Genomic DNA, 14,387 nt, shown 5'->3' on the forward strand with positions numbered 1-14,387 from the left:
TGACACGATGGTGAATCGCTTGGCGAACGCCACGAGCCCGTATCTCTTGCAGCACCAAGGGAATCCGGTGGACTGGTACGCCTGGGGTGAGGAGGCTCTCGCCGAGGCCGAGCGTCGTGATGCACCAATTTTCCTCTCTGTCGGTTACTCTGCGTGTCATTGGTGTCATGTGATGGCCCATGAGTCGTTCGAGGACGAGGTCACGGCCGCCTATCTCAACGAGCACTTCGTCTGCGTCAAGGTCGACCGCGAGGAGCGGCCGGATGTAGATGCCATCTATATGCAGGCAACGGTCGCGATGACGGGGCAGGGTGGCTGGCCGATGTCGGTGTTCCTGACGCCGGCGGCCGAGCCGTTCTTCTGCGGGACCTACTTCCCGTCCGAGCCGCGGCACGGGATGGCGACGTTCCGGCAGGTACTGGAGTCGCTGGTCAACGCCTGGCAGACCAAGCGCGCGGACATCGACAAGGTCGGCCGCTCCGTCGTCGATCAGCTTGGTGCCAGCACTCCAGCGGCAGAAGGAGCGATCGACGCGGCGACACTGGACCGCGCGGTCGCACTCCTGAAGGTGGACTTCGATCCGGTCGACGCCGGGTTCGGAAGAGCGCCGAAGTTCCCGCCGTCGATGGTGCTCGACTTCCTGCTCCGGCATCACCGGCGGACCGGATCCACGGAAGCTCTGGACATGGTCGCCCGGACCTGTGAGCGGATGGCTCGCGGTGGCATGTACGACCAGCTCGCCGGCGGCTTCGCGCGGTACAGCGTCGACGGGCAGTGGGTCATCCCGCACTTCGAGAAGATGCTCTACGACAACGCGCTGCTGCTCGACGTCTACACCCACTGGTGGGCGATCACCGAGGAGCCACTGGCCAAGCGGATCGCCATCGAGACCGCCGACTTCCTGCTTGCCGAGCTGCGCACGCCCCAAGGCGGATTCGCTTCCGCGCTCGATGCCGACACCGAGGGCGAGGAGGGCCGGTACTACGTATGGTCGCCCGAAGAGCTGCAACAACTGCTCGGTGACGATGCCGATTGGGTGATCGACCTCTGCGACATCACCGGCACCTTCGAGCACGGCACCTCCGTCCTCCAACTCCGTCGTGATCCCGACGACGCGGCCCGCTGGCGAAGAGTCCAGGCCGTACTACGGGAGGCCCGTCGCGGCAGGACCTATCCCGGCCGCGACGACAAGGTGGTCGCCGCGTGGAACGGTCTGGCGATCACGGGGCTTGCGCGGGCGGGCGTAGTACTGGAGAGGCCGGAGTACGTCGAGGCTGCGGTTGCCGCGGCTGGATTGGTCCGGGATGTTCATCTGGGCGAGGGCGGAATCCTGCGTCGCACGTCGCGTGATGGCGAGGTTGGGGGAGCGCACGGCGTACTGGAGGACTACGCCGCGTTCGCGCAGGCATGTCTGACTCTGTTGGGTGTCACCGGCAACAGTTCGTGGCTCGAGCTCGCGCAAAGCCTGCTGGATCGGGTGCTGGAGCAGTTTGTTGCTGAGGGCAGCTTCTACGACACGGCCGGTGATGCGGAGGCGCTGGTCTGGCGCCCGCAGGATGCGACCGACAACGCGAGTCCGTCGGGGGTGGCACTCGCGGCCGAAGCGCTCACCACACTGGCCTCGGTGACCGGATCGGCCCGCTATGAAGCGGCGGCTCAGCAAGCACTGCGGGCGTCGGCGGCGATCGCCGGACGAGCTCCGCGCTTCGCCGGCCGAGCTCTGGCGGTTGCCGAGACCGTTGCCGCGGGCCCACTGGAGATCGCCATCATCGGTGAGTCCAGGGAACTGATCAGAGTGGCTCTGAAGGATGCGCCGTGGGGGACCGCGGTGGCCACTGGTCTTACCGGGTCCGAGGTGCCGTTGCTGGCCGGGCGAGGGCTCGTCCGGGGCGAGCCGGCGGCGTACGTGTGTCAGAAGTTCACCTGCCGGCTGCCTGTCGTGTTGCCGGAAGACCTTCGGCGTGAGTTGAACCCCCCTCGCTGACAACGCGCGTCAGTGCGGGTTTTCCCTGCCGTTTCGCCGGAATCTCTTGACTCTTGGTCCGGCGAAGGACAGAGTCCTCCCTCAGTCGGATGTAACGGAACTCGCACGTACTGACACATATTGTCACAAGTGAGCAGTGGCACTGCTGCGCCAGAACATCCGGTCTGCCCCCAATTGAATTTGGTCGCTGCGCCCAAACAGCGACCACACCGTGAGGAGATGTTGTCTTGAAACGACTGACATCAGCAGGGGCGGTGGCCATCGTCGCAGCTGCGGGATTGGCGATGTCGCCCGCAGGAGCCGCCAACCGTACGGCCCCGCTCCCGGCATCCGGCTTCAACCAGCCGGCCGCCGTCCAGGCCGAACAGGCGCTGACCGCGCAGACGGCCGCAGCTCTCGGACTGGCCGGCGGTGAGGTGCTCAAGGTCCGCGACGTCGTCAAGGATGCCGACGGCACCGAGCACGTCCGGTACGACCGCACCTACAACGGTCTGAAGGTGGTCGGTGGCGACCTGATCGTGGAGCGCAAGAGCAACGCGATCAAGGGTGTCATCTACAACCGCGGTGCCAAGAAGGTCGGGGTCGCTTCGACCAAGCCGACGCTGTCGCAGGCCGCCGCGCTGGCCAAGGGATCGAAGGCGGCTGACTTCAAGGCCACCAGCAACAAGGGGACGCTGGTCGTCTTCGCCGCCACCGGCAAGCCGGTGCTGGCCTACGAGGTCGTCACGTCGGGCGTCAAGGCCGACCAGACGCCGTCCGTGCTGCACTCGTTCATCGACGCCAAGTCCGGCGCCGTCCTCGCCCAGGACGACGAGATCAAGACCGGTACCGGCAACTCGATGTACTCCGGCCAGGTCAGCATCGGGACCTCCGGCAGCTTCTCGATGTCGGACCCGAGCCGCGGCGGTAACAACACCACCGATCTGAACGGTGCGACCTCCGGTACCGGAACGATCTTCACCGACCCCGACGACACCTGGGGCAGCGGCACCACGGCGAACCGCCAGACCGCCGGCGTCGACGCGCACTTCGGTTCGCAGCTGACCTGGGACTACTACAAGAACGTCCACGGCCGCAACGGCATCTTCAACAACGGCCAGGGTGCGCGGTCCCGCGTGCACTACGGCAACGCGTACGTGAACGCGTTCTGGGACGGCACCCAGATGACGTACGGCGACGGCGCGAGCAACCAGCGGCCGCTGACCTCGATCGACGTGGCCGGCCACGAGATGAGCCACGGTGTCACCGAGGCGACCGCGAACCTGAACTACTTCGGCGACGCGGGCGGCCTGAACGAGTCCACCTCGGACATCTTCGGTACCGCGGTCGAGTTCTCCGCGAACAACGCCTCCGACCCGGGTGACTACCTGATCGGCGAGAAGATCAACATCAACGGCAACGGCACGCCGCTGCGCTACATGGACAAGCCGTCGAAGGACAGCCGCAGCGTTGACTGCTGGTCGACCAGCACCGGTGGGATGGACCCGCACTACTCCTCCGGCCCGCTGAACCACTGGTTCTACCTGGCCTCCGAGGGCACTGGCAGCAAGGTGATCGGCGGTGTGACCCACAGCAGCACCGCCTGCGACGGCACCACCATCGTCGCCGTCGGCCGCGACGTGGCCGCCAAGGTCTGGTACCAGACGCTGGCCACCAAGCTGACCTCCGGCAGCACCTACAAGGACGCCCGCGAAGGGGCGATCACCGTCGCCAAGACGCTGTACGGCAACAACTCGGCCCAGTGCCTCGGCATCCAGGCCGCGTTCAACGGCATCAGCGTTCCGGCCGGCGCCGCCACCTGTGGTGGCACTGTCCCGCCGACCGGTAGCGAGCGCCTGCTGAACATCGGCTTTGAGTCCGGTGCGGTCAACTGGACCGGTACTGCTGGTGTCGTCACCAACAGCGCCTCCAAGCCGGCTCGTAGCGGCAGCTGGAAGGCGTGGCTCGGTGGCAAGGGCGTCACCGCCACGGCGAACGTCGGCCAGTCCGTCGCGATCCCGGCCGGCGCCACCACCGCGCAACTGTCGTTCTGGCTCCGGATCGACACCAACGAGACCACCACCTCGACGGTGTACGACCGGCTCCGGGTGCAGATCGTGGATGGCTCGACCACGACCACCCTGGCGACGTACTCCAACCTCAACAAGAACACGACCTACACGCAGAAGACCTTCAACGTCGGCGCCTACGCCGGCAAGACGGTCACGGTCAAGTTCCTGGAGAACGAGGACGTCTCGCTGCAGACCAGCTTCGTCGTCGACGACACGTCGCTGATCGGCTAGTCAGCAAACAGTTTGTCCCACTGTGATTTCAGTCCGGGGCGTATGGCCTCGCCCAGGCCGTGCGCCCCGGACGCTTTGTGACACTCGCCTTTTGTGAGGCAAAGGAGTAGCCCCCATGCTCAAGTCCCCCCTGTACGGCGTACTCGGCACCGCCCTCGTAGCCGGCGCCGTACTCATCCCCGGCAGCAGTGCTCAGGCTGTCGAGTCACCAGACATCTCGGTCACCAACGCCAAGGCTCACCTGGACCAGTTCCAGTCGATTGCCACCAGCAACGGTGGTAACCGCTACACCGGCCGCCCCGGGTACCTGGCTTCGGCCAACTGGGTGAAGTCCAAGCTCGACGCGGCCGGCTACACCACCGTGCTGCAGTCGTTCTCGACCTCGGCCGGTACGTCGTACAACGTCATCGCGGAGTGGCCGCATGGCGATGCGAACCATGTCGTGATGGCCGGCTCGCACCTGGACAGCGTCAGCTCCGGGCCCGGGATCAACGACAACGGCACCGGCAGCGCGGGTGTCCTCGAGACGGCACTGGCCTATGCCGCCAGCGGCCAGGTGGCCAAGAATCGTTTGCGTTTCGGCTTCTGGGGAGCCGAAGAGCTGGGTCTGCTCGGATCGAAGTACTACGTCAACAACCTGCCCGCGGCCGATCGGGACAAGATCGAGCTCTACCTGAACTTCGACATGATCGGGTCGCCGAACCCGGGCTACTTCGTCTACAACGACAACCCGGCCGGCAACGGCGCGCGCGACGACCTGACCAGCTACTTCACCAGCAAGAGCATCCAGACCGAGTATGTCGACGTCCAGGGCCGGTCGGACCATGCGGCGTTCCGGTCGCTCGGGATCGCCACGGCCGGGACGTTCTCCGGTGCCGAGGGCACCAAGACGTCAGCCCAGGCGACGAAGTGGGGTGGCACGGCCGGGCAGGCGTACGACCCCTGCTACCACCGCTCCTGCGACAACATCAACAACCTCAACCTGACCTCGCTGGACCGCCAGATCGACGCGATCGGTCACATGATCTGGAACTACGCCCAGAAGGAGTACGGCGACCCTGAGCCGCCGACGGGTGACAACCTGATCAAGAACCCGGGCTTCGAGTCGGGTGCGGTGAACTGGACCGGTACCACCGGCGTGATCACCAACAGCAGCTCCAAGCCTGCGCGCACCGGCACCTACAAGGCGTGGCTGCAGGGCAACGGCCGGTCCAGCACGGAGAACATCGGTCAGTCCGTAGCCATCCCGGCGGCGGCCACCGCGGCCAGCCTCTCGTTCTGGATCCGGATCGACACCACCGAGACGACCAGCTCCACGGTCTACGACACCGTGAAGGTGCAGGTGGTCGACGGCTCGACGACGACCACGCTGGCGACGTACTCGAATCTGAACAAGTCCACGTCGTACGTACAGAAGACGCTGAACGTCCTTGCCTACAAGGGCAAAACGGTCACCGTGAAGTTCCTCGGCCAGGAGGACTCGTCCCTGCAGACGAGCTTCGTGATCGACGACGTCGCTCTGATCGGGGGCTAGCCGGCTAGGGCGTGTCTCCCGATTCCCTGCGTGCTGCGCGGCACTCGGCACGGCACCTCGCCGCACTGGAGCAAAGGCCACGATGGAAAAACATCGAGGCCTTCACTCCAGCATGCCGAGCTACCGCACCGAGCACCTGCTCGCTACTGCAGGGAATCGGGAGACACGCACTAGGCCGGCTTGCAGAGATTGCCGGGTTTGGTGGCTTCGGTGAGCAGTTTGCTCACCGGGGCCACCAGCGGCTTCAGCTTCGGGTCCTCGAGCCGGGCCAGACCGCCGCTGGCCGAGACCGCAACGATCATGTCGTCCGGGTGACGCACCGTCGGTTTGGTGATGCCGACCGAAGCCCAGTCGACCTGCTTGACCGCGTCGGTGAGGTCTGTGAGCAAACCGGCTTCCAGCTTGCAGCGCGATGGGACCTTGCCCATCGAGGTGACATTGGCGATGCCGTCGGTACCCACCACGACCGTGTCGTTGAACCCGGCGAAACCGCCTGTCCGGGTGACCGTGAACGGCAGCGGGCCGGCGCCGGGCGTCGCGGTCGGAGTACTGGTGATGGGTGCGCTCGGGCTGGGCATGGACGGAGTGCTGCCCGCGCCTGGATCTGATTCGTCACCACACCCGGCCAGGACCAAGCCCGCGGCGGCTGCCAGTACCAGTGCCCCGTGTCGGCGGTTCCGTTGCGCTAGCGGCGCCCAGGCACGCACCTGGACACCGCTATCGCTAACGCAACCGCCGACACGGGGCACTGCGATCCGGATGCTCTTCACACCCTCATACATACCCGGATGCAGGGTGACGGCAGACTTCGTGCATGGGCTGGTACACGAATGTCATCCGCTCGTTAGGGCACCGGCCGTGGTTCGCGACGGTCGGTCGCACTGCGGTACCGGTCGATCGCTGGCTGCAACGAAAGACCGGTGGCCGGGTCACGATCATCGGCCGTACGGCCTTGCCCACTTTGCTGCTGACCACCCAGGGACGGAAGTCAGGCCTGCCCCGGACCGTGCCACTGCTCTACGCACCCGACGGCGACGGTTTCGTCGTCACCGCGTCGAACTGGGGTCAGCAGAGCCATCCCGCCTGGTCGGGCAACCTGCTCGCCTGCGACCAGGCGACGGTGACCCTGCCTGGCGGACGAGAGATCCCGGTCCGCGCCGTCCTGGCAGAAGGGACTGAGCGGGACCGGGTCTGGCCTCTCGTCACCCGGGTCTGGCCGGCCTACGACACGTACGTCGAACGCAGCGGCCGGGCGATCCGGGTCTTCGTGCTGACGCCTAGTTGATGGTTGAGACCAGATCGACCAGGGCGCGGGTGAGCCGGACTCGCTGCTCGAACAGCTCTGGACCGCACTCGGTGGTCTTGCCGAGTTGCTCCAGCGGCAACGCGGTGAAGGTCGCCCGGGCCATCAGCGAGCCGAGGTAGCCGTACAGCACGTCGTCCTCGGTGACCGTCATCCCCTCCGCGGCCAGTCCCTCCATGAAGGCCGGGAGGATGACGGTGTGGATCGTCGGCAGTTCGTCGGCTGCCAGCTCCCCGGCGTGGGCCAGGCCCACCAGGAGCTGACCGAGGTCGAACCCGATCGCCTGCGGGCAGTCGAAACCCCAGTCGATCACGACGAACTCGTCCTGCTTGTCCTTCGGCACCAGCAGATTCTGCGGACTCGCATCCCCATGCTGATAGGTCTGTGGCAGAGCATCCAGCCGATCCAGTACTGCGGGCAGCCGGCTCCCCAGCGCGAGTAGCTCGTCCCGAAGCCCGTGATCGCCGGTCGAGCAGATCGCCTCGGCCAAGAGGGGGTGGCGCCAGGTCTGGTCGTTGGCCAGCAACGGAATCGCGCCCATGATCACCCGGCCGTTCGTGTAGTACCGCAGCCCGATCCCGGGTTCGTCCACGGTGCCCCGGGGGAGCAGCGGCTCGACCAGGTGGAGCTGGCGCCGGGCGGACAACCGGCCGAGCAGGTTGGCCGCGTGCTCGAAGCGCCCGAGCGGCCAGGCGCCGGGCAGCTGGATGACGTCTTCCATCCACAGGGTTGCCCGGTCGTCGTCGTACTCGCCGATCGAGTACATCTTGGGCAGCCGTAAACCGTCCGGCATCAGGGTTGCGAGGTTGCTCCGGTGGACCGCGACCTCGAGTTGCCAGGGCAGGTTCTCGACGAAGTGCTCGCGGAACGGCTCCGGGACGAGGTGGATCAGCGGCCAGTGCCGGGCCGACCGGAGCTTCTTGACGAAGGCGGACCACTCGACGGTCCGGCCGGCCACCGTGGCCGTGCCGGCGATCCGGAGGAGTTGCTCGGTGCTCGGCGTACCGATCTCGTAGTCGACCGGCTCGATCCGCGCGGAGCTGGGCTCCGCGTCGGCGTACCCGGTGATGTCGCGGACGAGCTGGGCCAGTGTGGGCTCGTCGGGTGCGTCCCGGCCGAGCGTTGCCAATCCGTCGCTGATCGTGTTCATGGGTGCCCCCCGGCGGTCTGCGGTGATGGTTCGATGGTGTCACCGAACCTTCAGCTCACCTTCAGATCGCCCGTTGGGGCCCCGGAATCAGCCCGCCCGGTACGTCGCGATGCTGACCGCGATGTAGTGGCAGATGAAGGCCGCCACGGTGCAGGCGTGGAAGATCTCGTGGAAGCCGAACCACAGCGGTGACGGGTTCGGCCGCTTGGTGCCGTAGATGACCGCGCCGATCGAGTAGAGGCCGCCGCCGATCGCGAGCAGCGTGACCACCGCCGCGCCGCCCAGATGGTAGAAGTCGCCCATCCAGAAGACCGCCACCCAGCCCAGGGCCAGGTAGATCGGGGTGTAGAGCCAGCGGGGGGCGTGCACCCAGAAGATCCGGAACAGGATGCCGATCAGAGCGCCGCCCCAGGCCAGGCTGAGCAGCAGGATCCGGTCGTTGCCACGCAGCAGCACCACGCCCAGTGGGGTGTAGGTGCCGGCGATCAGCAGGAAGATGTTGCTGTGGTCGAGCCGGCGCAGGATCGCCTCGCCGGTCGAGCCCCAGTAGAAGCGGTGGTAGAGCGCGGAGATGCCGAACAGCAGCATCGAGCCCAGCGTGTAGACGGCGGCGGCCCAGCGCGCGCTCGTGGTCGGCGCGAGACAGATCAGCACGATGCCGGCCGCGGTCGCGAGCGGGAAGGTGCCGGCGTGCAGCCAGCCGCGCAGCTTCGGCTTCAGTGGCGAGAGCCGGTCGCTCAGCCGGTGGTGACTGTGCTCGTGAGGGGTCGCATCGGGCGGAGTACTGGGTGCGGTCCTGGCCGTCATCGCCGTCCTCTCGCGTGCGGGGCGTCGGAATACTTACGCAACCGTAACCTACGGTTGCGTAGGTTCAATGGTCCATAAGCCTGAAATGTAGGCCAGATCACCGCCGGGTTCACTTCCCCCGGAGTGTCTGATGCTCGAACAACGGCAAAAGTTCGATCGCTCTGCGAACCGGAAAATGTCGGCTAGCCTCGAAGCCTGAGAGACATCGAGGAGAGCATCTGCTCATGCGGACACCTGGCAAGGCCAAGCTGCGCGACGTCGTCTACGGGCTGTACGAGCGCCGCCTGGCGCGATCGCTGTCGCCGGACCGGATGCCGCGCCACATCGGCGTCATCATCGACGGCAACCGGCGCTGGGCCAGGGCCGCCGGTGACCCGGTGTCGCGCGGCCACGAGGCGGGCGCGACCAAGATCACCGAGTTCCTGCACTGGTGCGACGAGGTCGGCGTCAAGGTCGTCACGGTCTGGATGCTGTCCACCGACAACCTGACCCGCCCGGCCGACGAGCTGGAGCCGCTGCTGCGGATCATCGAGCAGACCGTCGAGGAGCTGACCTCCATCGGCCAGTGGCGGATCCACCCGGTCGGCGCGCTCGACTTGTTGCCGGGCGCCACCGCCGAGGTGCTGAAGGGCGCCGAGGCCGCCACCCAGAACGCGCAGGGCCTGCTGGTCAACGTCGCCGTCGGGTACGGCGGGCGTCGCGAGCTGGCCGACGCCGTCCGCTCGCTGCTGCTCGAAGAGGCCGCCAAGGGCATCTCGATCGAGGAGCTGGCCGAGCGGGTCGACGTCGAGCACATCGCCGAGCACCTCTACACCAAGGGCCAGCCGGACCCGGACCTGGTCATCCGGACGTCGGGGGAGCAGCGGCTGGGCGGGTTCCTGCTGTGGCAGAGCGCGCTGAGCGAGTTCTACTTCTGCGAGGCGCTCTGGCCGGACTTCCGGCACGTCGACTTCCTGCGAGCGATCCGGAGCTACGCCCAGCGGGAGCGCCGCTTCGGGACGTGAGTACTGCGGCCTCTGGCGCACCCCGGCCGCACCGGCGGCACGTAGTACGGCGTCGGAGGTAGTAGGCGTACGTCGCTGCGCCCAGTGCTGCGCCCCAGACGACCCAGAGCGTGCCGGGCACCGTCAGGCCCCACAAGGATGCTCCGTCGTCGTCCGCCAGCCGGAGGTTCATCAGGCCGGCCGGGATCAGTACTACGGCCACGATCGACGCGGGGATGATCGCCAGCTTCGGTGGGATCCGCTGGCCGGCCTTGAACCAGATCCAGCGCGGATAGACCTCACCCCAGCGGCTCACCAGGCCGTGGGTGAGGATGCTGCCGCCGATGGCCAGGCCGGCCATCGCGAGACCCATTTCGAGCATGCCAGGCGTGTCGGCCATCATCTGGTGGAACTCGTCGGTGATGCCCAGCTTCCAGCCGAAGTACCAGGCGATCCGGGTGACCTCGTAGGGGATGTTGCAGACCGCGGCGATCAGTACTGCGCGACGGCCCCACCGCAGGGCGCCTTCGGGCGTCTGCCAGGCCTTGAGCGGCCTGTCGTCGCGTCCACAGTTGGTGCAGGCCTGTCGGCGCCTGCGGTGGTAGCTGACGGCCGTAGCGGCCCACAGGAGGCCGCCGAGGAACATGATCAGGATGTTCACGCGGTGCCAGTACAGGATGTCCCCGACGCCGTCCTGTGGGCCTGGAACGCCGGTGAAGGCGAAGACGAGGATCGCCGGGGACAGGGCGAGCATGCCGAGCGGTGTGTAGTCGGGGATGACGAGAGCCAGCAGGACCGCCATAGTGCCGCCGAAACCCAGGAGCAGCCCGCTAGCCAGGCCGCTGGTGACGCTGCGCCGTGTCATCACCAGTGCGGCCACCGCGCCGAGGAGGCCGAGCACGGCCATCACTGGGGCGACAGCGCCGACCCAGGCTCCTTCGAGCAGCGAGGCGGTCGAGTGGTCGTCGCCGACGCGGGCGAACGGGTAGCCGGAGCCGCCAGTGGCCCAGTAGATCCCCAGTACTCCGTAGGTCAGCGACCACAGCGAGGTGGCGTAACCGAGCGCGGTTTTCAGCATACGTAGAGCGTGCGGCGGCGTACCGGCGTACCGGCTCACTCCACCGGGTGAACGGTGTCGCCCGGTGGGGGGAAACGTGTAACAAGCCGTTAACCCCGGGGACGGGCGTGTCGGGCTGCGGCGTTTGCGCGACGGACCTACTCTCACTAGTGACGGTCGGAGGGGAAGCCGGCTGTCCGGGAGGCCCGATCAGATGAGACGTAACTGCTCGCCGGTAGCCCCATGAGGGGCCGAACGGAGTGCCCGAGACCTTCGGTCTCACCCTCGCTGATTTCCGGTCACGCAGGTGCTGCGTGGCGGAGGGGGTCTGCACCAGACCTCCGGGTCCGGACCCGGTCCAACACCTAACCACTGGTGGACCGGGCGTGGTGCACGCCGCGGTCCGAGAGGACGTGCTCCATGGCTGCCACCCACGCCAAGGCGTCAAACCCCTCATCCACGCCGGACCAGCGCACTTTTGTGCTGGACACCTCGGTCCTGCTGTCGGATCCGCACGCGATGGTGCGCTTCGACGAGCACGAGGTCGTCATTCCGGTGGTCGTCGTCACCGAACTGGAGGCAAAACGGCATCACCCAGAGCTCGGCTACTTCGCTCGCACCGCGTTGCGCTTGATGGACGAGCTCCGGATCCAGCACGGACGGTTGGACGCACCCCTGCCAGTGGGGGAGAAGGGTGGAATACTCCGGGTCGAGCTCAATCACACGGACCCGGAGAGCTTGCCGGCCGGTTTCCGGCTCGGCGACAACGACAGCCGCATCCTCGCGGTGGCCTGCAACTTCCAGGCCGAGGGCCGCAACGTCACGGTGGTCTCCAAGGACCTGCCGATGCGGGTCAAGGCCTCGGCCTGCGGCCTGGACGCCGAGGAGTACCGCGCCGAGCTGGCGCTGGAGTCGTCCGGCTGGACCGGGATGGACGAGCTGGAGGTGCCGACCAGCGACGTCGACAGCCTGTACGAGGACGGGGTGCTGGACATCCCCGAGGGACGTGACTTCCCCACCCACACCGGTCTGGTGCTGCTGTCCGAGCGCGGCAGCGCGCTCGGCCGGGTGATGCCGGACAAGCGGATCAGGCTGGTCCGCGGTGACCGGGAGGCGTTCGGCTTGCGAGGCCGGTCGGCGGAGCAGCGCGTCGCGCTGGACCTGCTGCTGGATCCCGACGTCGGGATCATCTCGCTCGGCGGCCGCGCCGGTACCGGTAAGTCGGCGCTCGCGCTGTGCGCCGGACTCGAGGCGGTGATGGAGCGCCGCCAGCACAAGAAGGTGGTCGTCTTCCGGCCGCTGTTCGCCGTGGGCGGTCAGGAGCTCGGCTATCTGCCCGGCTCGGAGTCCGAGAAGATGGCGCCCTGGGCGCAGGCGGTGCACGACACGCTCGGCGCGCTGACCAGCGGTGACGTGATCGACGAGGTGATGGACCGCGGCATGCTCGAAGTGATGCCGCTGACCCACATCCGCGGCCGGTCGCTGCACGACGCGTTCGTGATCGTCGACGAGGCCCAGTCGCTGGAGCGCAACGTGCTGCTCACGGTGCTGTCCCGGATCGGCGCCAACTCGCGGGTGGTGCTCACCCACGACGTCGCCCAGCGCGACAACCTGCGCGTCGGCCGGCACGACGGGGTCGTCGCGGTGGTCGAGAAGCTGAAGGGACACCCACTTTTCGCCCACGTGACGCTGACCCGGTCGGAGCGTTCGCCGATCGCGGCCCTGGTCACCGAGATGCTGGAGGACGTCCAGCTGTAGCTGCTCTGTAAAACAAAAGTAAGACTTTCGCGGTACCCGGTGCGGCCACCTGCCAGGTGGCCGCACCGTTCGTTGTGACGTTGTTGTGATCACGCTCTGATTAGGCCAGAGTATGTTCCTGTTGCAGCCGACGGGGGTCGGGTATCTCGGAAGGACAGATGAAAGCGAAGCGCTCTGTCGCGATCCTCGCAGTCAGTGGTATCGCCGTTGTCTCCGTTGTCGCGGGCCTGGACCTCTTCACCCCCGGTAGCAGCGCCGCGTCGGATCCGGTCTCCGGACGCGCGGAGATGGCTGTCCTGAACAGTGAGCGCGCGCAGGCCGCCAAGTCGCCGACCCCGAAGCCGAAGACGGCCGCCGAGCAGGCCCAGGAAGTCATCCAGCTGCGCAACCAGATCGAGGCCGTCGACGCCGCCCGCCGGGCCGCGCAGGACGCGTCCGACCAGAAGCAGAAGGCGAAGAACACCGCGCTCGCCCGCTACAAGGCGCTGAAGAAGACCGACGAGAACGCCCGTGAGGAACGCGCCAGCCGGGACGCCGAGCGCAAGAAGCTCGAGGGCACCCCGAAGGAGATCGCGAAGAACCTGCTGGCCGACCACGGCTGGGGCGAAAGCCAGTTCAGCTGCCTGGACAAGCTGTGGACCAAGGAGTCCCGCTGGCTGGTATCGGCGGACAACCCGACCTCCAGCGCTTACGGCATCCCCCAGGCCCTCCCCGGCAACCGGATGGCGGCGTACGGCAAGGACTGGCGCACCAACCCGGTCACCCAGATCAAGTGGGGGCTGGACTACATCGAGAACCGCCACGGCTCCCCGTGCGGCGCCTGGTCACACTCCAAGGCCAAGGGTTGGTACTGAGCGAGCTGGCACGGGCGGTCAGTGAGCGGGGCGAGCTCCTGCTGCGACGCCGACAGGACGGGGCACTCGAGCTGCGGGTGAACGGCGTGTTCGTGATGGACGACGCCGAGACCTCCAGCGAGGAGCTGCTCGCCTCAGCTGCCCTGGATGCTGTACTGCGGCCTGCGCGGGTGCTCGTGGGAGGGCTCGGGCTGGGCTACACCGTGCGGGCGCTGCTCGCCGATTCGCGGGTTGAGTCGGTGCTGGTCGCTGAGATCGAGCCGGCCGTCGTGCAGTGGATGCGGGACGGGCTGGTGCCGTCGGTGCTCGACGACGGCCGGGTCCGGGTCGAGGTCGGCGACGTGCGCGACGTAGTACTGGCTCAGGCTTTGGGTTCGCTGGACGGGCTGTTGCTGGATGTGGACAACGGGCCGGATTTCCTTGTTTACAACGAGAATTCTGCGCTGTATGAGAGCTCGTTCCTTGGCGAATGCAGGCGGCGGTTGGCTCCGGGCGGAGTACTGACGGTGTGGTCGTCGTCGGCGTCTGCCGCGTTGGAGGCGGTGATGCGGGAGGTCTTCGGCGGGTGCGAGGTGCGGCCCGTCCCCGTTCGGCTGCAAGAACGGGCCGAGACCTACTACATCTATCAGGGCAGCTCGTAGTCGATCGGCGGACAGGGCAGATCGACGTAGGCTG

The 14,387-nt window shown here is 67.1% G+C and carries 11 protein-coding genes; 8 read left to right on the forward strand and 3 right to left on the reverse strand.

Going from position 1 to position 14,387, the window contains the following annotated elements:
- The first annotated feature begins 7 nt into the window (after nt 1–7).
- From A3ES_RS0104230 to A3ES_RS0104240, 3 genes are all read left to right on the forward strand, one after another.
- Nucleotides 8–1,984: a thioredoxin domain-containing protein gene (locus A3ES_RS0104230; RefSeq protein WP_202806435.1), complete on the forward strand. Its 1,977-nt coding sequence runs from the start codon at nt 8–10 to the stop codon at nt 1,982–1,984.
- A 227-nt stretch (nt 1,985–2,211) separates the two neighbouring features.
- A complete protein-coding gene (locus A3ES_RS0104235) occupies nt 2,212–4,266 on the forward strand; it encodes a M4 family metallopeptidase (protein WP_040454011.1) in 2,055 nt (684 codons plus the stop codon).
- 115 nt (nt 4,267–4,381) lie between these two features.
- Nucleotides 4,382–5,800, forward strand: a complete 1,419-nt coding sequence (locus A3ES_RS0104240) for a M20/M25/M40 family metallo-hydrolase (protein WP_020385538.1) — start codon at nt 4,382–4,384, stop codon at nt 5,798–5,800.
- A gap of 170 nt (nt 5,801–5,970) precedes the next feature.
- Here the strand turns inward: A3ES_RS0104240 and A3ES_RS46225 are convergent, their stop codons facing one another.
- Nucleotides 5,971–6,378 (reverse strand): hypothetical protein, encoded by a 408-nt coding sequence (locus A3ES_RS46225; RefSeq protein ID WP_020385539.1) that lies wholly within the window; start codon nt 6,376–6,378, stop codon nt 5,971–5,973.
- Nucleotides 6,379–6,614: 236 nt separating this feature from the next.
- Here A3ES_RS46225 and A3ES_RS0104250 point away from each other — a divergent pair, with 236 nt between their 5' ends.
- A complete protein-coding gene (locus tag A3ES_RS0104250; protein WP_020385540.1) occupies nt 6,615–7,085 on the forward strand; it encodes a nitroreductase family deazaflavin-dependent oxidoreductase in 471 nt (156 codons plus the stop codon).
- On the opposite strand, the gene A3ES_RS0104255 is transcribed toward A3ES_RS0104250, so the two are convergent.
- Nucleotides 7,078–8,253 (reverse strand): phosphotransferase, encoded by a 1,176-nt coding sequence (locus A3ES_RS0104255; protein ID WP_020385541.1) that lies wholly within the window; start codon nt 8,251–8,253, stop codon nt 7,078–7,080. The genes A3ES_RS0104250 and A3ES_RS0104255 overlap by 8 nt on opposite strands.
- 87 nt (nt 8,254–8,340) lie before the next feature.
- Entirely contained in the window at nt 8,341–9,060 is a 720-nt protein-coding gene (gene trhA / locus A3ES_RS0104260) for a PAQR family membrane homeostasis protein TrhA (RefSeq protein WP_020385542.1), read from the reverse strand.
- A gap of 224 nt (nt 9,061–9,284) precedes the next feature.
- Here trhA and A3ES_RS0104265 point away from each other — a divergent pair, with 224 nt between their 5' ends.
- From A3ES_RS0104265 to A3ES_RS0104285, 4 genes are all read left to right on the forward strand, one after another.
- Nucleotides 9,285–10,064 (forward strand): isoprenyl transferase, encoded by a 780-nt coding sequence (locus tag A3ES_RS0104265; protein ID WP_020385543.1) that lies wholly within the window; start codon nt 9,285–9,287, stop codon nt 10,062–10,064.
- A gap of 1,456 nt (nt 10,065–11,520) precedes the next feature.
- Nucleotides 11,521–12,858, forward strand: a complete 1,338-nt coding sequence (locus A3ES_RS0104275; RefSeq protein ID WP_020385545.1) for a PhoH family protein — start codon at nt 11,521–11,523, stop codon at nt 12,856–12,858.
- Between the two features lie 158 nt (nt 12,859–13,016).
- Nucleotides 13,017–13,712 carry an aggregation-promoting factor C-terminal-like domain-containing protein gene (locus A3ES_RS0104280; protein ID WP_020385546.1) on the forward strand — a complete coding sequence of 232 codons (696 nt, stop codon included), beginning with the start codon at nt 13,017–13,019 and terminating at the stop codon, nt 13,710–13,712.
- Nucleotides 13,703–14,353: a spermidine synthase gene (locus tag A3ES_RS0104285; RefSeq protein WP_237744851.1), complete on the forward strand. Its 651-nt coding sequence runs from the start codon at nt 13,703–13,705 to the stop codon at nt 14,351–14,353. The genes A3ES_RS0104280 and A3ES_RS0104285 overlap by 10 nt, the downstream gene beginning before the upstream one ends.
- Nucleotides 14,354–14,387 lie beyond the last annotated feature (34 nt).

Origin of the sequence: Kribbella catacumbae DSM 19601 (assembly GCF_000372465.1) — a bacterium.
GTDB lineage: Bacteria > Actinomycetota > Actinomycetes > Propionibacteriales > Kribbellaceae > Kribbella > Kribbella catacumbae.